The 18,936-nt window shown below is 70.2% G+C and carries 17 protein-coding genes; 8 read left to right on the top strand and 9 right to left on the bottom strand.

All coding sequences use genetic code 11. The annotated features are described in order from the left end of the window. Positions 1-7 precede the first annotated feature (7 nt). Entirely contained in the window at positions 8-661 is a 654-nt protein-coding gene (locus ACSMXO_RS01130) for a choice-of-anchor M domain-containing protein (protein ID WP_346262557.1), read from the bottom strand. A gap of 206 nt (positions 662-867) precedes the next feature. Between ACSMXO_RS01130 and ACSMXO_RS01125 the strand changes: the two genes are divergently transcribed. The 3 genes from ACSMXO_RS01125 (at position 868) to ACSMXO_RS01115 (ending at position 3,438) form a co-directional block, all read left to right on the top strand. After that, the gene (locus ACSMXO_RS01125; RefSeq protein WP_455416401.1) at positions 868-2,337 is read left to right on the top strand and encodes a choice-of-anchor M domain-containing protein; all 1,470 of its coding nucleotides are present in this window, start codon (positions 868-870) and stop codon (positions 2,335-2,337) included. A gap of 133 nt (positions 2,338-2,470) precedes the next feature. Then, a complete protein-coding gene (locus ACSMXO_RS01120; RefSeq protein WP_455416400.1) occupies positions 2,471-3,199 on the top strand; it encodes a class I SAM-dependent methyltransferase in 729 nt (242 codons plus the stop codon). A gap of 62 nt (positions 3,200-3,261) precedes the next feature. Then, positions 3,262-3,438 carry a hypothetical protein gene (locus ACSMXO_RS01115; RefSeq protein WP_346262554.1) on the top strand — a complete coding sequence of 59 codons (177 nt, stop codon included), beginning with the start codon at positions 3,262-3,264 and terminating at the stop codon, positions 3,436-3,438. Positions 3,439-3,682: 244 nt separating this feature from the next. Here the strand turns inward: ACSMXO_RS01115 and ACSMXO_RS01110 are convergent, their stop codons facing one another. The 6 genes from ACSMXO_RS01110 to ACSMXO_RS01085 form a co-directional block, all read right to left on the bottom strand. Next, the gene (locus tag ACSMXO_RS01110) at positions 3,683-4,621 is read right to left on the bottom strand and encodes an anchored repeat-type ABC transporter permease subunit (RefSeq protein ID WP_455416399.1); all 939 of its coding nucleotides are present in this window, start codon (positions 4,619-4,621) and stop codon (positions 3,683-3,685) included. Continuing rightward, positions 4,621-5,334 carry an anchored repeat-type ABC transporter ATP-binding subunit gene (locus tag ACSMXO_RS01105; RefSeq protein ID WP_455419127.1) on the bottom strand — a complete coding sequence of 238 codons (714 nt, stop codon included), beginning with the start codon at positions 5,332-5,334 and terminating at the stop codon, positions 4,621-4,623. Before ACSMXO_RS01105 ends, ACSMXO_RS01110 begins: the two co-directional genes overlap by 1 nt. Before the next feature lie 26 nt (positions 5,335-5,360). Further along, positions 5,361-6,272 carry a choice-of-anchor M domain-containing protein gene (locus ACSMXO_RS01100; RefSeq protein WP_455419126.1) on the bottom strand — a complete coding sequence of 304 codons (912 nt, stop codon included), beginning with the start codon at positions 6,270-6,272 and terminating at the stop codon, positions 5,361-5,363. Between the two features lie 137 nt (positions 6,273-6,409). Then, positions 6,410-8,029 (bottom strand): anchored repeat ABC transporter, substrate-binding protein, encoded by a 1,620-nt coding sequence (locus tag ACSMXO_RS01095; protein ID WP_455416398.1) that lies wholly within the window; start codon positions 8,027-8,029, stop codon positions 6,410-6,412. Positions 8,030-8,147: 118 nt separating this feature from the next. Then, positions 8,148-9,722, bottom strand: a complete 1,575-nt coding sequence (locus ACSMXO_RS01090) for a TIGR03773 family transporter-associated surface protein (protein WP_455419125.1) — start codon at positions 9,720-9,722, stop codon at positions 8,148-8,150. Between the two features lie 71 nt (positions 9,723-9,793). After that, positions 9,794-11,002 carry a WxL protein peptidoglycan domain-containing protein gene (locus ACSMXO_RS01085; protein WP_455416397.1) on the bottom strand — a complete coding sequence of 403 codons (1,209 nt, stop codon included), beginning with the start codon at positions 11,000-11,002 and terminating at the stop codon, positions 9,794-9,796. A 785-nt stretch (positions 11,003-11,787) separates the two neighbouring features. Here ACSMXO_RS01085 and ACSMXO_RS01080 point away from each other — a divergent pair. The 3 genes from ACSMXO_RS01080 (at position 11,788) to ACSMXO_RS01070 (ending at position 14,318) form a co-directional block, all read left to right on the top strand. Next, a complete protein-coding gene (locus tag ACSMXO_RS01080; protein ID WP_455416396.1) occupies positions 11,788-11,991 on the top strand; it encodes a hypothetical protein in 204 nt (67 codons plus the stop codon). 142 nt (positions 11,992-12,133) lie between these two features. Then, positions 12,134-12,730, top strand: coding sequence for a tetratricopeptide repeat protein (locus tag ACSMXO_RS01075; protein ID WP_455416395.1), 597 nt, complete (start codon positions 12,134-12,136; stop codon positions 12,728-12,730). Between the two features lie 208 nt (positions 12,731-12,938). Continuing rightward, entirely contained in the window at positions 12,939-14,318 is a 1,380-nt protein-coding gene (locus tag ACSMXO_RS01070; RefSeq protein ID WP_455416394.1) for an IS1380 family transposase, read from the top strand. A gap of 160 nt (positions 14,319-14,478) precedes the next feature. Here the strand turns inward: ACSMXO_RS01070 and ACSMXO_RS01065 are convergent, their stop codons facing one another. After that, the gene (locus ACSMXO_RS01065) at positions 14,479-15,162 is read right to left on the bottom strand and encodes a Crp/Fnr family transcriptional regulator (RefSeq protein WP_455416393.1); all 684 of its coding nucleotides are present in this window, start codon (positions 15,160-15,162) and stop codon (positions 14,479-14,481) included. Between the two features lie 71 nt (positions 15,163-15,233). Next, a complete protein-coding gene (locus tag ACSMXO_RS01060; protein ID WP_455416392.1) occupies positions 15,234-15,830 on the bottom strand; it encodes a hypothetical protein in 597 nt (198 codons plus the stop codon). Between the two features lie 102 nt (positions 15,831-15,932). On the opposite strand from ACSMXO_RS01060, the gene ACSMXO_RS01055 reads away from it, so the two are divergent. Next, a complete protein-coding gene (locus ACSMXO_RS01055) occupies positions 15,933-16,760 on the top strand; it encodes a hypothetical protein (RefSeq protein WP_455416391.1) in 828 nt (275 codons plus the stop codon). Beyond that, positions 16,757-18,934, top strand: a complete 2,178-nt coding sequence (locus ACSMXO_RS01050; protein ID WP_455416390.1) for a hypothetical protein — start codon at positions 16,757-16,759, stop codon at positions 18,932-18,934. Before ACSMXO_RS01055 ends, ACSMXO_RS01050 begins: the two co-directional genes overlap by 4 nt. Positions 18,935-18,936: the final 2 nt, after the last annotated feature.

Here is an 18,936-nt window from a genome sequence, read left to right as displayed (position 1 = left end):
TCGCGGCTCAGCGCTCGACCTCGAAGGTGAGCCAGACCGGGTCGGAGGTGACGCGCTCGCCGGTCGCGGCGAGCCTGCCGGTCACGTCAACCTTGATCCGGTAGGTGCCGGCCCGCTCGAACGCCCAGTTGACGTGCATGTGGCCGCCGACCGGCCGGGTGACCGCGTCGGGCAGGCCGTCCTCGCTGTCGACCAGCACCTCCGGCGCACCGACCGGGTCGGTGACGAAGAGGCTGAACCCGTCCGGGCCGATCACCCGGGTGAACCGGATCCGGACGCTGTCGTCGACGAAGACCCCCGCCGCCACTTCCTCGGTGGCCAGGCCGGCCCAGAGCAGGTTCTCGTTCTGCACCTCGGGGAGAATGTGGACGGTCGTGCCCGGTACGCCGAGGAAGGCGTACGCGGGGTCGTCCGGTACGGCCACCGCCGCCTCCGGCTTGGCGACGAAGATCACGTCGGCCGGGTCGCGCTCCACGTCGGGGTCCACGGTCTCGTCGTGGACCGAGATCTCGAACTCGCCGTCCTCGAAGGCCACGTCCACCGCGTCGACGTGCCCCTGGGACAGCCGGACGGCGCCGGCCTGGGCGGGTACGGCCCAGGCCAGCAGCCCGGCGGTCATCGCCGCGGTGACGCCGGTCAGCGCGGACATCCTGGCTCGCATGCAACTCCTCCTCACGCCCCGACACCGTGTCGCGGCTAGAGAAAACGGTAACCATTTTCGATAGCCTGTCAACATGCCGGCACGACCGGCGATCCGGCCTTCCCGGGGCATGGCCGGTCACCTGCTCGACATGATCCCGAAGCCCGTGCTAGCTTCCCCGCGAACCTGATATCCGTTTTCATTTCGTGAAAGAAGTGGGGGGAGGGATGACGACGAGAAGTCCGAACCGCAAGCGCCGTGCCACGGCGGCCGGCGCCGCCGTGGTGTGCCTCGGCGGCCTGCTGCTGCCGGGTGCCACACCGGCGCTCGCGCAGGAGAAGGTCGTGCTGTCCGCCGGCCACACCGACGCCGTTGACGTGCACTACGAGGACGGCCGGCTCGTGCTGAAGGTGCACGACGACACAGTGGATCCGTCGGTCACCCGCGATCCGCAGGACGTGACCTTCCAGGTCCGGCCGGAGGCCGCCGTCGAGGTGCCGGACCTGCCCGAGTACGCGTTCCTCGGGCCGGCCGGCTCGACGGTCTGGCTGCTGCCGATGACCCAGGACCCGAACCTGCTGTGGCCGGGCTGGAACACGACGACCCTGCGATCCGGCGTGTTCCAGGGCAACAAGGTCAGCCTGAGCCTGGTGGACGTGACCGGGCCGGGCCGGGTGTCGGTCTTCATGACCGACCCGGTCGGTCAGCCACTGGTCAAGTTCCGCAGCGACGACGGGCTGCCGGACGCGATCGACGTGCCGATCGGCACCCACGCCCACGCCAACTGGGTCTTCAGCGCCCTGGGCAGCTACACGCTGACCTTCCGGGCCGACGCCACGCTGGTCGACGGCAGCACCGTGTCGACCGGCCCGGTGCCGTACCGCTTCGTGGTCGGCGACCTACCGGATCCGGAACCGGAGGTCGCGCTGTCGATCCAGGGACTGCGACCGGCGTACGCCCCGGGCGCGGCGGTGACGCTGACCGCCGTGCAGGACCCGGTCACTGACCTGGACCGGTACCGCTGGTTCAGCAAGTGCCCGGGGGCGGCGGAGTTCGCCGAGATACCGAGCGAGGCGTCCGCGGCGTACTCGTTCACCGCCACCGCGCAGTTGGACGACTGCCGGTACCTGGTCCGCCTCTACCGGGACGGTGCGGAGGTGCCGGTGGCCGAGAGCGCCCCGGTGACCCTGAACGTCGAGGACGCCGGCGCACCGGCGGCGTCGCAGACCATCAAGGTCACCGTCGGGGCGCAGGGCGCGTTGGTGGTCAGCGTTGACCCCGGCGACCGTACGGTCAACCTGCCCGCGGCCACGTTGTCCCCGGCCGGCGACCGGTGGCAGAGCAGCGGCGCCCTGCGTCCGGTCACGGTGACCGACACCCGGCCGGGTGAACCCGGCTGGAACGTGGCCGGACAGCTGAGCGACTTCACCGCCGGGCAGACCCGGGTCGGCGGGAAGTACCTCGGCTGGACACCAACCGTGCTGGCCCAGGCCGAGGGCCAGGGTGTCGCCGCCGGCCCGACCGTCACCCCCGGCTTCACCGCCGGGAACGGCCTGGCCGCGAGCAGCGTGCTCGGCACCGCACCGGCCGGCGACGGCCGTGGCACCGCCCGGCTCGGCGCCGGACTGAACCTGGAACTGCCGACCGACACCGCCGCAGGCCAGTACGTCGCGACACTGACCCTGACCGCCATCTGAGAAACCGCCGTCTCGGCAGCCGTGGTGCACAGGCCACGGCTGCCGAGGCTGTGGGCGCTGCCCTGCCACCAGTCGGCCATGAGACAGGCCGGGGTGGCCCACCTAGCACTGACGACAGGGAGGCGAGAAGCCGATGACGGCCGACCTCTACGCGGAGTCCGGTGAATTCATCGACGTGTTCAGCCGGGACGCCTGGCAGGCGTTCCACCCCCCGGTCGTCGCGGCATTGCACCGGGCCGTCCCGGACCAGGGACCGTTCCTCGACATCGGCGCCGGGACCGGTCTGGGCACTCTGCTCGTGGCGGAGACGCTGCCGAGTGCCGAGATCGTCGCGGTGGAGCCGTCGCCGATCCTCCGCGCGGTCCTGCTGTCCCGGCTCGCCGGCAGCGAGACGCTGCGCCCGAGGGTGACCGTGATCGCCGCCGGCATCCAGGACTGGCAATCCCCGGCCCGGCTGGGCGGGGTACTGGCGATGAACATGCTCGGACACCTCGACCCGGAGCAGCGCCGGAGGCTCTGGGCCGAGCTGCGTGCCCGGCTGGCACCCTCCGCGCCGCTGATCGTGAACCTGCAACCGCCCGCCGAGGTGACCACCGTCCCGCCGACCACCTTCGCGAGCATCACCGTCGGCGGGCGCACCTACCAGGGCGGCGGCGAAGCGCGGCCGGCCGGCGACGGCATCGTGACGTGGACGATGCGCTACCGCACCCTCACCCCGGACGGCAGCGTCGAGCGTGACCTCGTGGTGGCGTACCCGTGGCACGTGGTATCCCCGGCGGAGCTGCTCGACGAACTCGCCGGCGCCGGCTTCACCGCCGCCGTCGGAGAGTTGGACGTCGTCGTTGCCACGCCCCGGGGCTGACCCACACACTGGTCGCCCGCGCCCGCACGCCTACCGAAACGCCCCTGTCGAGGAGACCTGACGTGAGCGACAACCCTGGCGGAGCCGAGGCGGCCCGGCGGAAGCGGGAGATGGCCGGGGTGTTCGACCGGGCGCCCCTGCCTACGACCGGGTCGACCCGCGTACTGACCCGATCCGGCGGCGACCTCGTCCTGACCACCACCGTCCGGTACGCCTTCGGCGTGGCCGCCCGCTCCTGAGCCGGTAGGGACCGACGTCCTGCGGGGCGGCGCCTGAGGCCGGTGGACCGTTGGGCTGGACGGCTACCCGGGCTCCTGACGGGCCTGGCCGAGGAGCTGGCGGGAGCGCGGGTGCACCGTGCTGGTGGTGACGGTGGATGGCGAACCCGCCGTCGTTCTCTCCGCAGCGGCCGACCAGATCCCGCCGGCCGCTGCGGCTGCTGCGCCGCGGCGCGTGGCCGATGGAGTCCGCCCGGTCGTCCGGTTACGGGACGGCCGGCGACGCCTCCTCGGCGCCCGCGAGGTCGTCGCGATGATCCGGAAGGGCGCTGCCAGCGGGCTCAGCCGCTGCGGGACGGCGCCAGTGTCGGATCAGCAGGCCGTGCCTCGGGGCGAGCAGCCAGGCGGCGAGGAAGACGGCGGTGGCGACCAGCACGATCGTGCCACCGACCGGGGTGTCGTAACTCCACGACAGATAGAGCCCGACGAGCGCGGAGGTGCCGCCGATCGCCGGGGCGAGCAGCATCATCACGCCGAGCCGGTCGGTGAGCAGCCGGGCGGCCGCTGCGGGGGTGATCAGCAGGGCCAGCACGAGGATGTTGCCGATCGTCTGCAGCGAGATCACCACGGCAAGGGTCACCAGCACGTAGAGGACGATGTCCAGCCAGAAGACCGGCAGCCCCAGCGAGCGGGCCATCTCCCGGTCCAGGCAGATCGCGACGAACTCCTTGTGCAGCGCGAAGACCAGGCCGAGGATGACCAGTCCGGTGCCACCTACCAGGTAGAGGTCCCGGTTCGGGATGCCGGTGATCGAACCGAAGAGGAACTGTTGCAGCGAGCCGGCGTAGCCGGGTGCCTGCGAAATGATCACGATGCCGAGGGCGAAGGTGGCGACCAGGAAGACGCCGATCAGCGAGTCCTCCTTGAGCCGCCGGTTCTGCGCGAAGATCGCGATCAGCAGGGCGGTCGCGACGCCGGCGACGGCGCCGCCGAGGACCAGGCTGCCCTGTAGGACGAAGGCGACCGCGAGGCCGGGGAAGACCGCGTGCGCGACGGCGTCGCCGATGAAGGCCATCCCCCGGAGTACGACGTGGCAGCCGACGACGCCGCAGACGATGCTGGACATGACCGCGATGGCCAGGGCCTTGGGCAGGAAGGCGAGGTCGGGGTTGAGCAGGTCGGCGAGGAAGTCGGTGATGGACACTAGGCCGCCCTCACGAGTTTCAGCAGCGGGGAGGTCTCGCTGACCCCGAAGGTGCGCATCCACACCTCGACGTCCTGGAGTTCCTCGGGGTGGCCGTCGGCGATGACCGTGCGGTTGAGCAGGACCAGCCGGGTGCAGGACTCCAGGGCGGCGACCAGGTCGTGGGTGGTCATCAGCACCGCCCGGCCCTCGGCGGCGAGGCCGGCGAAGAGGTCGCCGAGCAGTTCCTGGGTGGGCATGTCGAGCCCGGTGAACGGCTCGTCGAGCAGCAGGATGCGCGGCGCCAGCGCGAGGGCCCGGGCGACCAGGACGCGTTGACGTTGCCCGCCGGAGAGCTCGCCGACCGGGCGCCGACGCAGGCCGGTGAGTCGTACCCGGCCCAGCGCGTCGCCCACCGCCCGCCAGTCTTCGACGCCGGGGCGGCGGAGCAGGCCCATCCGGCCAGTCCGGCCGGTCAGCACGGCCTGCTCGACCGAGATGGGGAAGTCCCAGGTGAACTCGTGGCGCTGCGGGACGTACCCGATCGGCGAGCGACCGGGCCGGGACGGCTTCCCGTCCACCAGCACCCGGCCGGCTCTGGGGCGGATCAGCGCCAGGACGGCCCGGAGCAGGGTGGTCTTGCCGGCACCGTTGGGGCCGAGCAACCCGACGAGTTCCCCGGGGTCGAGGTGCAGCCGTACGTTGCGCAGTACCGGCCGGCCGCCGAGGTCCACGTCCAGCTCTTCGATCTCCAGTGCTCTCACGACCGACTATCCAGTGGCGACGCGGGGCGTTCGCGTTCGGCCCGTCGCTTTGCGGTGGCGCCCCGGGTCAGGACCACGACCAGCGCGACCGCGAGCAGGGCGGCGATCCCGATCAGTGCGGTGAGCAGCAGGGTGCTGGGGCCGCCGGACGGCTCGCCGCTGTCGGTCCCCTCGTGGCCGACGGGCGCCTGGCCGACGGGTCCGGGGACGTCCGCCGTGGCGGCGAACGCCTCGTCGGTGCTGGTCGCGTCGCCGACCGCGAAGCGCAACGTCCGACTCGCGGAGACCTTCTCGCCGCTGATCAGGTCGGCGGAGACCTGGATCGTGACCAGGTAGACGCCGGGCGTACTGAAGACCCAGTTGGCGTGCGTGTGGGTGTTGACCTCGACCCAGAACGGCTGGGCGGCCGGCTCCGCAGAGCGCCACAGCACCTGCGGTGCGGCGAAGTTGCCGGACTGGAGGAAGGTGGTGAGCGTGCCCGGCCCGCGCACGCCCAACAGGTGCAGCGTGACGCCCCGGTCGATCGTCTGCATCACCCGGGGATCCTGGGTGTTCCAGCCTAGCCAGACCACCTCCTGGTTCTGGACCTGCGGCACCACGTACACCCGCTTCCCGGCGTCGACGCCGAGGAAGGCGTACGCCGGGTCGTCCGGCACGGCCTGCAACGCCGCGTCGGAGACCCGCAGCACGGTCTCGTCGGGGCTGCGCCACACCGACTGTGCCTGGGTGCCGTCGTGGATGAGGAGGGTCCACTGGTTGTCGACGTAGCGGGGGCCGATGTCCACGTGCCCGGTGGCGAGCGTCGCCCGGCCGCTCGCGAGGGGCTGGTCCGCCGCGATCGACTGGTCGAGGCCGGGGGTCGGCTCCTCGGCGAGCGCGGGGGCCGGGGCGGCCGCCAGGGCCACCATCGTCACCGCGGCGCAGCGCAGAATTGCCCTGGCGGCGGGAAGGCACCGTCCATTATTCGGCCTCCGCGCAGGACCGCGGCGCTCTGGACCGGATGAGCGGCGCGACCGCGTCCGTCCTGCCGTCACTGGTTCCTCCCTCATCGTGCCGTGGTCAGGCAGTCGTGCAGCGATTCGGCGTTGAACCGCATCATCTGGGCGTAGGTGGTGACGCCGTCGTCGAAGGTGTCGCCGTAGATCCGGCAGATCCGCAGCCCCTCTTCCCGGGCCACCTCGGTCAGGGTGGTGGAGCGGGCGGCCAGGTTCGGTTCGAGGAAGACGGCGGGGATGTCGAGGTTGCGGATCGTCTCGGTGAGCCGGCGCCGGTCGGCCAGGCTCGGCTCGGTGGCGGGGTTCGGGGTGACGAAGCCCGAGATCTCGATGCCGTACGCCTGGCCCAGGTAGCCGAACGCGTCGTGGGTGGTGACCAGGTGGCGCCGCGACGACGGGATCCGGGCGATCGTGTCCCGGACGAACCCGTCGAGTCGTTCGAGCTGCGCGATGTAAGCGGTGGCGTTGGCGCGGTACGACGCCGCACCCAGCGGGTCGGCCCCGATCAGCGTGTCCCGAATCAGCTCGACGTAGGAGATGGCGTTGCGGACGTTCTGCCACAGGTGCGGATCGATCTCGCCGTGCACGTGCTTGCCGAGCACCGCCTGGGGAAGCTGGTAGACCTGGGTACCGGGTCGGCCGAGGAAACGGAACCTGCGGTCGCCGGGCACCTCCCGCAGCGCCTTGTTCGGCACCTCGATCACCGTGCGGGCTGGGTCGTACACCCGCTGGTTTGCCTCGCCGCTGCCCTCCGGGTCGGCGAACAGGTACAGCCGCCCCTGGTCGAGGTCCACGCTGATGTCCGCGTGCCCGGAATTCAGTACCGCCGCGCCCGCCATCCCCGGCACCGAATGCGGATCCACCCCGACGGCGAAGGTGAAGACCTGCTCGCCCATCGGGATGGGCGCGCTGTCCGGGGTGACCGCGAGCTGGGCCCGCACGGTCAGCCGGTAGACGCCCGGCTTGGTGAACGCCCAGCTCATGTGGGTGTGTGCGTCCGGTGGCAGGGCTGCGGTGTCGTCCCGGTAGCCGTTGGCGGGGTCGAACCCGTCGGTGGAATCGACATAGAACGACGGGGTGCCGAACGACTCGGTCAGGTAGGCGACGACCCCGCCCGGCCCCTGCACGGCGGTGGCGCGCAGCAGCACGTCGGAGGAGCGGTTGGCGCCGTGCGCCGTGCCGGTGCCCCGGACCCGCATGCCGAGCCAGATGGTGTCCAGCGAGACGTCCTCCACCAGCGGGATGATCTCCGCCGCGTACTTCACCGCGCCCTCGGCCAGCGAGATGTTCGGTACGCCGTCCCGCAGATTCGCGTCCAGGGCCTTGATGATGGCCTGCTCCTCCAGGAGCAGGTAGTTGCTGAACGCGACGTCGGCGTACACGACGTTGCGGACGTCGCGCAGCGACGGCTCGTAGCTGTGCGGGTCGGCCCCGTCCGGCACGAGGGCACTGACCCGTACCCGGTCACCGCCGACGTGGCTGACCAGGTCGCGCAGGATGCCGGTGGTGGCGACGACCTGGACCCGCTCGTCGTGTGCGCTCAGCGTCACCTCCGACCGGCAGCCGGCGGTCAGCACCCCGACCAGCAGCGGCGCCAGCAACACCAGCCGGATCCGCGAGCCGGTCCGGCGAGCGTGCGAGTGGGCCCGGGTAACAGCGGCAGCAGGCATCCGGCCCCCTCCTGACGTCTCGGCGCGACGCGGCGCCGGTCGGTCCTCGCCACCGTTCCGCCGCGTCGCGCCGCATGATAACATGAAAATGGGAATGGTTATCAACTCTGTGAAGCCACTATCCGGTGGTTGTCGTCCGGGTTCCGGGCCCGCCGCGACGTCGCGCGACGAACCGCAGCAGCGCCCCGGCCAGTACGAGAAGCAGGCCCCCGGCAACCGCGGTGACAACCCACGAGGTGCCGGTACGCGGCAGCCTGCCGTCGCCACCGGAACCGTCGCCCGATCCGTCGCCGGAGCCGCCGCCACCGAAGCCCGGGTTCGGATCGGTGTCGTCGCCCACCGCTATCGCCAAGGTCCTGGCGTCGGTGACCGCCCTGCCGTCCGTGGTGGTGCCGCTCATCTGCACCTTCAGCCGGTAGAGGCCCGGCTCGCTGAACGCCCAGTTTCCGTGCGCGTGTGTGTTCGGCGGGATCGCGAGCCGCTGGGGCAGGGACTTGGCCGAGTCGAAGAGCACGTCGGCGTTGCCGAACGATCCGGTCAGGAAGAGCGTGAACCGGCCCGGACCGTCTACTCCAGCGAGAGTCCAGGTCACGTCGCCCCGGGTCCCGGAGACCACCGACTCGTGCTGGGTGTTCCAGCCCGGCCAGACGATCCCGGACCGCTGCGCCTGCGGCAGCAGCCAGACCTCGTCGCCCTCGTCGCCCAGGAAGTCCGCCCCGGCCGGGACCGTCGTCTTCGCGTTGTCCCTGACCTGCAGGACCACGTCGGCCAGTTCCCGCCACACCGCCGGAGTGACCGTGTCGTCCTTGATCCGGATCGTCCAGTCCCCGCCCACCAGTTGCGGCCCCATGTCCACGTGCCCGTCGGAGATCACCTTGCGCTCGCCGGCGGCCGGAGCGGCGTTCGCCACCACCGGCGGCGAGGCCGCGGGGGGCGGCGCCGGCGCGGCCCGCGGCACACCCGGAAGTGCCCTGGCCTGGGTCTGCGGCGACGGCCGGACGGTCTCGACCGGCGCCGCCGCCGCGGCGGGCGGCGGCAGCGCCGGTCCCGGCCGCAGGGTCGGGACGGTGACCTGGTACGTCGCCTCGGCGGTCACCGTCCCGCCCGTCGCCAACGTCGCCGACGAGCCGAGGGTGAGCCGGTAGTCACCGGCCGCGTCGAACGCCCAGATGACCTCGGTGCGGGTCGCGACCGGCAGCGACGCCTCCCGGGCGCCCACGCCGAGCAGCTGCCGGGCCGTGCCCAGGCCGGACACCGTATAGGCGGTGAACCGGCCGGGCCCCTGCACCGCCGCCAGCGAGATGGTCACCGCGTCGCCCCGGACCACGCCCCGTCCCACGCCCGTGGTGTCGAACGCGGGCAGACCCTGGTCTCCGGAGGTCAGCGACCAGACCGCCTGACCGGGCGCACCGAGGAACGAGAACGCCGGATTGTCCGGCACCCGTACCGCGACGCCGCCCTCCGGGCTCAGCAGCACGTCGGCCGGGTCGTGCCCGACCGCTTGCCTGGCTATCTGGGTCGCGTCGCGGACGCGCATCGAAAGGTCACCGTCGGCGACCGAGAGGGACACCAGGTCCGCCCCCGCCGGGTCGACCGGCGCCGGCGCGGCGCGCACCGGTGCGGCAGCGCCGGTCAGCGCCAGTACGGCCAGGGCGAACCCGGCCGCGCCGACGCGCAGATGTGCTGTTCTCATCATCCTCCCTGCCCTTGCTCCACTGAAAGTTGTCGATGTCGCGGCCGGCTCGTCCGAACTCCTCGTCCGGGTCACGATTCGCTCCCCGGGGGCGCCGTCGGCGTCTCCGGTGCGGTTTCCGGCGTACGGCTCTCCGGCTGTCGCGGCCTGCCGCCGGTGCCGCTCGGCTGTTCGGCCGGCGTCGCGGCGACCGTCGCGACGGCTTCGGCGCGGCCCTGCTCGCGGGCGGCGGCGACGGCCTGCTCCAGGTGCCGGGCCGCGCGGCGGCGCCTGCGGCGGCGGGCCGTCAGGAGGGCCCACACCGCGCCGGCGACAAGGGCGACGAGTAGTAGGTGGAACCATGGCACGGCCCAGACGGTGGTCACCTGCGACGCCGTCGCCGGCGCCGGGTCGCGCACCTGACTGTCGACGGCCGCCGGGACGACGGTGGTGGTGACCGTGAGCCGGAACAACGGAGGCACCCCGGGTAGCCGGACGGTGGCCTGGATCGCGCCGCCGGGAAGGATCTGCGGCAACGCCGCGCCGGACGCGCCGCGGCGGCCGAGGCCGAAGAGCCCGGCGGCGTCGATCGCCGGCTGACCGGCGAGCCGCACGTTCCCGGTGTTGCGGATCGTGGCCGTGGCGACGATCTCGCCGCCGCCGAACGGATTGGCGGAACCACGGTGACGTACCTGAAGGTCCTCCAGGGCCAGCGCCGGGCGCAGTTCGCCGGTGACCCGAAGGTAGATCCGCGCGCCGACCCGGTGGTCGACCGCGACCTCGTTTCCCTGGCCGTCGGTGCTGGTGGCGGCGAGTGTGGCCACGATGCCGCCGGTGTGGTCGCCCGGGGTGGCATTGTCGGGCACCGTCAGGGTGAACGGCACGTCGACCCGGGAGGTCGACGGGATGGTCAGCGTCGAAGCGGTGAGCCGCACCCAGGAGCCGACATCGACCGGCCGTTGCGCCCCGGGCAACAGGTCGAAGCCACCCTGGGGGGTGGTGACGGCGTCGCTGGCGTAGAGACTCAGGGTGAGCGGCCGCGTGGAGTGGTTGGTCACCGCGACGTAGTCCGTCACCTTGGCACCGGGATCGAGCTTGTACCCGAAACTCGCCCGCCCATTCGGTCCCGTCGGGCTCGACGGGGCCACGCCCCAGGTCACCGGCGCCGGGCCGGTTTGGCCGGGCGCGCCGCTGGACGGCGTTGGCGCCGGGACCGGCCCGGGCGCGGCAGCCGCCGGGTTCGCGCCGAGGACGACGATGCCGACGGCGGTGGCGATGGCGATGGCGGTGGACAGACGCATGGCGGGGTGGTGGGTCCGTTCGGCTAGGGATGTGACCGGCGCGTGGCCTGCTCGAACTTCGGGGACAGGTGATGCCGGTCGGGCTCCTGTACAGACAGACTATAAGCACATCGGTTTTCGTTTTCATCACGACGCCCGCCACATTGACGGAGGGTGACAGAGGCGCCACTGGCCACCTTCGCTCCGCCGTACTGAAAGCAGTCGGTTCACTGGACGGCGGCGGGCGGACGGCGATCGGCATGCAGGCTCGCTGTGTTCAGGGTTTGGCACGAGGTCCTCGTCCGCGCATTGCTGCTGGAGCCAGCGGGTCACAGTGTCGGCAGATCGCTCCGCCACCAGCCCGCACACCTCGCACACCAGGCGATGGTGCGGCCCGTCACTGGCAATGCCGGTAGGTCAGTTCTCGTCGCGGTGAAGACATGCACCCGACCGGCGTCGGCCAACGCGTACAGGGTGCGGTACACCGTGGTCGACCGACCGCCTGCCCGACCACGCGCAGCCGCTGGTGGATCTCGATCGCTCTCGCCGGGTGCTCCCGCCCGCGCGGCGCGGTGAGCACCAGCCGACGCTGCGCGGTCGGGGCCAGGCCGGCCGCGCGCAGTTCGTCGATCAGGTCGCGCGCAGCTCATCTGCCTTGTTGGTTTCCGGGAGCCTGTCGCGTGTGTCAGCGAGCCTTAGGCACGCTGCTCTGGTGGCGGCGCAGGAGTTCCTGGAGGCAACATCACGGCAGCAACCGGTGGGCCGCAAGGCATCGGCTCGATGCCGCGAACCGCGTCCGTCTCGCCTTGGACGAGGTCCGCCTCGCGGTGGACGAGGTCCGCCTCGCGGTGGACGAGACACCGACCGGCGCGGCGCTGTACGCCACCGCCGAGGAGGCCGTGCCCACCCGGGTCATCGCCGACGCGATCAGTCGCGGCCTCGACCTACCGGCGGTCTCCATCCCCGCCGACCAAGCCGGCGATCACTTCGGGTGGATGGCCGAATGGTGACGGTCGATGCCCGGGCGAGAGGTTCGTACCAGTTCGGACCGGTTATCCGAAGAGGAGCTGGCTCAGCTCTGGGACTTCCGGAGATCAACCGGCGTCGCAGGTACCACACCTACGATGAGTCGGGTCGTCGAAGGAGGCCCTGGTGGGTTTGTTCTCGCGCAAGAGCAGAGACAACCGCTCCGACGTCGAGCAGTCGCGGGCGACGTACCAGCGCGCCCTGGCGCTGTTCGACCAGAAGCGCTGGTCGGAGGCAGCCGATGGGTTCGCCGAGGCAGCCGGCGCCGATCCGGGCTCGTCGAGCTGCCAGCTGTTCCTCGGGGTCTCGCTAACCAACGCCGGTCGGTGGGAGGAGGCACTCGAGCCGCTGCGCGCGTGCCTCGACCTGCGACCGGAGTACTCCGAGGCGCACAACGCGCTCGGCATGGCCCTCGGCAAGCTCGGCCGCTTCGCGGAAGCCGACGAGCACATCGTGCACGCCGCGCGCCTCGGCCACCCGCAGGCGGCAACCACCATGCGGCGGCGGGGTATCGACTACTGCCGCGAGTGCCACCGGCTCGTGCACCGGACGGAGCCGGGGACCTTCGACGTCAACGTGATCTCGCCCAGATTCGGCATGCAGTGCACGGCCTGCGACGAGGTGCTCTGCGTTCCCTGCCTGCTCGGCGACGGCGACTCGGCGATCAACGTGCCGTGCCTGCGATGCGGCGGCGAACTCACTGTGATGGAACTGGACCGCTGAAGCTAGCGGGCACAGCCGCAGCGGTCACTATCGCGCGGCGGGTCGAGAACGTCCACGGTCATCGTGCATCGGTCTAGCCCGGGTGATTCATGGTGATCATCAATTCGTGGGGTCTTCCGGCGTGTAGATAGACGGAAGTGCCTCTCTGGCAGGGGAAACTTGTGATTGCGACATCTACAAGGTTCTCTACCTGGGAGGCACTTCCGCGGTGAAGTTTACGGCGTGGTCGAAGGATCTGCGGGTCACCGCGGACGGAACGGGTGTGGTGTCGCACGTCGGTGCGGCGCTGCTGCGGATGCTGGCCGACCGGTCCGGGCTGACCGGGGCGTTGTCGGGCGGGCTGGCCCGCCGGGGGCGGTGGCCGGTCCACGATCGCGGCCGGGTGCTGGTGGATCTCGCGGTGATGATCGCCGACGGTGGCGAGGCGATCTGCGACATCGACGTGCTGCGCCACCAGCACGAGGTGTTCGGGTCGGTCGCGTCCGATACCACGGTGTGGCGGGCACTCGACGAGATCGGCACCGCTCAGCTGCGGCGGATTGCGGTGGCCAGGGCGAGGGTCCGGGCTCGGATGTGGCAGCTGTTCGGCGGGGCGCCGGCAGCCCGGGCGGCGGGCCGCGACATCGGCGCGGGCGTGGTCGTGCTGGACGTGGACTCCACGATCGTGCTCGCCCACTCGGACAAGGACGGCGCCGCGGCGACCTACAAACACACGTACGGCTTCCACCCCATTCTCGTGACCTGCGACAACACCGGCGAGATGCTCGCGGTGAAGCTGCGGCCGGGAAACGCCGGCGCGAACACCGCCACCGACCACGTCGAAGTCCTCGCCGACGCGATCGCACAGATCCCGGTGCCCCATCGGCGGCATCTGCTCGTGCGAGGTGACAGCGCCGCGGCTACCCACAAGGTCCTCGACTGGCTCACCAACCTGAACACCACGCGCCGGCGAGTGGAGTACTCGATCGGCTGGTCGATCGGTGAGCCGGAACGCGCCGCCATCACCGCACTACCCGCGACCGCCTGGACACCGGCGCTGGCCGCCGACGGCGGCATCCGCGAGGGCGCCCAGGTCGCGGAGTTGACCGGGCTGCTCACCCTGACCAGCTGGCCACAAGGTGCGCGGGTCATCGTCCGCCGTGAACGCCCGCACCCCGGCGCGCAGTTGTCGCTGTTCGAGGAACGTGACGGCTGGCGCTACACCGCGATCGTCACGAACACCCAGGCCGGCGCCCTGCAGTGGCTCGAAGCCCGACACCGCGCCCACGCCCGCGTCGAGGACCGGATCCGCTGCGCCAAAGACACCGGCCTGCGCCGGCTACCGTCCCGCGAGTTCGCCATCAACCAGGCCTGGCGTGTTGCCGCCGCGATCGCCGCGGACCTCATCTGCTGGCTGCAACTGCACGCCCTGGACGGTGACCTCGCCACCGCCGAGCCGAAACGGCTGCGCTACCGGCTGCTGCACACCGCCGCCCGCATCGTCCACGGACAGCGCCGCCGCCGGGTGCGCAACCCGGCCACCTGGCCTTGGGCAGAACAGATCACCGCCGCGTTCACCCGGATCACGGCGATCCCCGCACCCGGCTGACCCCGGGCCAACCCCCGACCCACCGGCCGGAGAACCCAGGAGACCACGCCCACCACCGCGACAGACGGCCCACCACCACACCCAGCCCACCAAACAATCGACACCACTCGATCAGACCGGCTGGGCCGGCAGCACCGCCGCTACACGCGAATCATCGAGGCTAGTCAAGATCGGCGATCGAACGCAGCGCCTTGCCGTCTCGTACGACGATTTCCCGATAGCCCGTGGCGACGATGCCGTCCGCTCGCAGCCCTCCGAGCGCTTTCTGCAGGCTGATCTCTGCGGCGCCGCAGAGGGTAGCCAGCTCGTCCTGGGTTAGTCGTATATCGATGACCAAACCACGGGGACTCCGTCGTCCGTAGGCGACTGCGAGTTCCCACAGAACCCGGGCCAGGCGAACTCGTACGGGGTAGGAGGTGAAGTCGATCCGACGCCGGTTGGCCCACCGAAGGCGGTCGGCGACGATCCCGGCCACCTCCAAGGCGGCTTCAGGGTTGTCGTGAAGGACGGCTCTGAACGCGTTCCGGTGGATGATCCGGATGATTGACGGACGGCATGCGGTGACGGTTGCGGTCCTCGGCGTGCCGTTCAGGGCGGAGATCTCTCCAACGATGTCGCCGGACACACGGATCGCCAGTAAGGCGTGCCGGCCGTCGGACAGCGAGACCGTGACCTTGACGAGCGCGTCATCGAGCAGGATCACGTGGGTTTCCAGCGCTCCTTCACGGAGAAGCACCTGGGCCTCTTTCACCGAGCGTCGGACTCCCACCGACAAGAGCCGTTCCCGCGCCGATGCTCGGAGGCGGCCAAGCAGCGTTCCGGGCGGCCAGGGCGCTTCCTTCATGTGCACCTCCCCACGCTCCGGAGATCATCCTTCACGTTCTGCTTCAAGATCGCTACACCATGCGATGGCAGTCAGGCGGTTGTGGTGACCAAGGCTTTGAAGATCACCAAGACGGCGGCGGAGCCCAGCGATGCTAGAAACCAGGGCGTACACCGGCGGATCCGTAGATGCTTCGCCATCGCGATACGGGCGAGTGTCACCACGAAGTCCCATGCCTCGTCCCTGTGCTGTCTGGCCGTGGCGATCGATGGCCGCCTGCCATCGGCTACGAGATCCGGAAATCCGAATCGGTTGGCGCGGCCGGCGCCGGTCAGACGGGGCCGAAGCGACAGCGCGAGTTGATAGGCGGTCGCCGCCATGGATAGCACCATGGTGGCCGCGAGGAGCACCGTGAGGGTAGCGACGGTCAGGTTGGTGTCCAGCGTCGTTGGCAGGACTTGGTCTACAACCGTCAGTGCCGTGCCTCCTTCGGCCGTCAGCAGCGCCAGCGCCTTCGCGTCGGCGTGTCGGATGGAGGCTTGCAGTGAGGCCGCCGTGGCCAGGCCGACCTGGAGATCGAGCCACGCATCATCGCCGATGCGACTGTTCGCTGTCCGGCTTCTTCCCATGCATGAAGTCAATGCCAGGTCAGCGGGTGGCAGGGGATCGAAGTACTGCTTGTCATCCACTCGACTGTGGGGACCGATTCCGTATTTGTATGGGATTCCCAGCACAGTCGGTCTGTATAGATAAGTCTCGAACGACTCGTCGCCCAGTGAGGGATGGAGAGCATGGCTTACGTCACGGATCCGGACCGGCGTGTTCTGGTCGCCGTGGACATGGAGTCCTACAGCGGTCGAGACAACGTCCTACAGCATCGAGCGCAGCTGGCTTTCCGGGAGGTCATGGCGGCGGCGTGCGCGGAGCTGGGCTTCGATCGCGCCAACTGGTTGATCCAGCAGGGGGGCGATGGTGAGCTGGCCATCCTCCCGCCGGAGACCAGCGAGCGGGCGGTCGTGACGCGGCTGACACCGGTCCTGGATCGGTTGTTGCGTGAACACAACCGTGGCCTCAGCAGTGAGGCGCGCATCCGCTTGCGAGTCGGTGTCCACGAGGGGCCGGTTCATCTCGACGGGGCGAACGGCTACCCGGGCGACGCTGTCGTGACAGTCTGCCGGTTGGTGGACTCGCCCCAGCTCAAGGCCGCGTTACGGCAGTTCCCGGGCGCTGCGGTCGCGTTAATTGTGTCGGATCGGCTCTACCACGACATCGTCCGGCAGTACCAGGATCTTCGGCCTGAGCACTTCCAGCAGGTGGCGGCCCGGCTGCCTGAGAAGAACTTCGAGGCCACAGCCTGGATCTACGTTCCAGGCGAGAGTGTTCTCGCAATCGATGTTCGTCCGGATCTTCTGGGTTCCGCCTCGGGCCAGCCGAACGACGGAGACGGCGGTGGTGGGGGCGTCGATCGTCAGGGTCGCGGGCCCCGTTCCCAGCCGGCTGAGGGTGGGCAGGTATTCCAGGACATCCGATCGCGGGGAATTGGCGCGTTCGGCAACGGTAATTCGATCTCCGTGTCAGGTCGCCCGGAGAACCTCGATTCGTGGGGGTCGCCTCGATGAGTGACGCGGCTCCTGGCGGTGATGCGTCGCCGTCGAGTACTTCGTCCGGCGAGGTTGGGCAGGACGAGGGGGCCCTGCCCATGCGAACAGATGAGCCGGTTCGTCGAGAGGAGAAGGCTACGTCGGAGCCGGAAGCCGATCCGCAGGAGGAGATCGTTCCGGATTCCTTGCGGATAGACCCGCGGGTGGGTGAGGAGCTGTATGGCACCCAGTTCTCAGCCGCCTACTCGCGGATCAACGCCCGCGGCGTGAACGCTCTCGGCAACAACAACACGATTCACGTCGTGAACAACACGGGTCAACCGTCGGCGAACCCCGTCATCAGAGATCTGGTGGGAGTGTCGGACCTGCTCGCGGTTTACGCGGAGACGGCCGCAGATGAGGAACTCGGGGAGAAGCTCGGCCAGCGGTCCACGGCTTGTCTGGCGGGTCGGCCGCACACCGGGCGGTTCAGCACCGCATGCGTGGCGCTGGCTCGGCGCCATGGTCGGAATCGCGTACACGAGATCCTGCTACCGGGGGATGTCGCGCCGGAAGTGCTGCACCGGGCGGGCGACAGCATCAAGGAAGATCACGGGTACGTGCTCCGGCTGCCGGGTAACAGGCACGGCCAAGTGATGCGCCTGCTGGCAGATCTCTTCCGACGACGGTCCGCGAGCCTGCTGCTGATCAGGCATGACGACTCGCGTACAGGTGTTCGGCCCAGCGCCGAGGTGCAGCACCAGCGCCCCGCACCGTTGACCGTCTTCCGCGCTCACCTCGGCCGTCATCTACGAGACAAGCTAAGGCTGACCGACGAGGAAAGCATCACGTTCACTCGCGGGTATCTCCACCACAGCGATCTTGTCGATGCCCTGCGCGGCTCCTACGGACCTCGAGAGGTGGTGCCGATCGCCGAGGCAGTCGGGCAGAGCCACCCGGCCGACGAAAGTACCTTGGCCGAGATCCTCCGTAGATCCCAACCGCGGCGCAGGGCCCGCGCCGCGGAAATTCTGCGTTCCGACGTCGGCGGCGCTAGCCGGCGGCCCCGGCGGGCCGACCAACACGAACGGGCCTTCCGGATCGCGTACGCCGTCTTCGCCTGGCAACCACTGCATTACGCCTTCGAGGCGGCCGGCCTCCTGCTTGAGGAGATCGACGGACAGGCCAAGCGGGTGGACTGGGGCCGTATGGCATTGCAGTACCCCGTGTCGGAGTTACTCGGACCGCTCGACGTCGACTGGCAGGAGGGACGAGAAGCCACGCGGTCACGGGGCGAATCGTCGCGCTCAGCCTGGCTGCACGACGGCGCCCTACGAGGCGCCATCATCGATGAAGCATGGCACGAGTTCGACAGCACCCGGCCAGCCCTGCTCAAGTGGCTGGACACCCTGGTCTCGAAGGATGACGAGCCGATGCGGCGAGCGGCCGCCGAGGCAGCCGGCCTGCTCGCGCACCACGATTTCACGCGGGTCTGCGCCGACCTCATCGACGCCTGGGCGGCTTCACCCAAACATCGGCTCCGGCAAGCAGCGGCTTGGGCGATGGTCGCGGCCGACATGGGCGGCCAGGTGGGCCATCTCGTCCGTCGGCAGGTCCGGGACTGGGCCGGTGGACATCGGAACTTTCAAAGAGACACAGCCGCTCGCGTGTACGCCAGTGGACTACAACAGCCCGACCTCAGTTGGAGCCTCGCCGACCTTCGCCGCATCGCCCAGGACCCGATGCAGCAGCACACCTACACGGTCGCCGAGGGCGTATACCAGCTCTACGCCCCACACAGAGCGGATCAAATCATATTCGAGCTAGCAAGGTGGTCGGACGACCGACAGCTACAACTGCACGCCGGCGGCGCGCTACTCAAGCTGGCCACCATACCGGCCGACACCTCCCCGAGCGGCAGTCCTGATCTCATGGTCAGAGCCGCAGCACATGAGGTCGACAGCCACGACCTCGTACGCCTCTGGCAGGTGGCGCTGCTGACAGCCGACCTGTCGCGGAGGGCATGGACCACCTTCGAACACTGGATGACCGCGGCTGACACCGACGACACCCTGCGTAAGGCGACCGTCGCGTTGATCACCGACCTCACCGCCCTACCGACCCTACGTTGCCGCATGACGTTCCACCTCGGCCGGATGGCGCAGTTCGAGGACGGGCTACCGGGATGGCTCGACGCCGCGATGAGGAAGTGACG

The organism is Plantactinospora sp. DSM 117369, assembly GCF_053764795.1.
The sequence above is the reverse complement of the archived record's forward strand: the minus strand, read 5'-3'. Positions and strand labels throughout refer to the sequence as shown.

Bases quoted from the DNA above. Each gene is read 5' to 3' on its own strand.
- ACSMXO_RS01085 (WP_455416397.1), bottom strand. From the start codon at position 11,002: ATGCGTCTGTCCACCGCCATCGCCATCGCCACCGCCGTCGGCATCGTC.
- ACSMXO_RS01055 (WP_455416391.1), top strand. From the start codon at position 15,933: ATGGCTTACGTCACGGATCCGGACCGGCGTGTTCTGGTCGCCGTGGAC.
- ACSMXO_RS01065 (WP_455416393.1), bottom strand. From the start codon at position 15,162: ATGAAGGAAGCGCCCTGGCCGCCCGGAACGCTGCTTGGCCGCCTCCGA.
- ACSMXO_RS01100 (WP_455419126.1), bottom strand. From the start codon at position 6,272: ATGGTGGCCCTGGCGGCCGCCCCGGCCCCCGCGCTCGCCGAGGAGCCG.
- ACSMXO_RS01095 (WP_455416398.1), bottom strand. From the start codon at position 8,029: ATGCCTGCTGCCGCTGTTACCCGGGCCCACTCGCACGCTCGCCGGACC.
- ACSMXO_RS01050 (WP_455416390.1), top strand. From the start codon at position 16,757: ATGAGTGACGCGGCTCCTGGCGGTGATGCGTCGCCGTCGAGTACTTCG.
- ACSMXO_RS01125 (WP_455416401.1), top strand. From the start codon at position 868: ATGACGACGAGAAGTCCGAACCGCAAGCGCCGTGCCACGGCGGCCGGC.
- ACSMXO_RS01090 (WP_455419125.1), bottom strand. From the start codon at position 9,722: ATGAGAACAGCACATCTGCGCGTCGGCGCGGCCGGGTTCGCCCTGGCC.
- ACSMXO_RS01130 (WP_346262557.1), bottom strand. From the start codon at position 661: ATGCGAGCCAGGATGTCCGCGCTGACCGGCGTCACCGCGGCGATGACC.
- ACSMXO_RS01120 (WP_455416400.1), top strand. From the start codon at position 2,471: ATGACGGCCGACCTCTACGCGGAGTCCGGTGAATTCATCGACGTGTTC.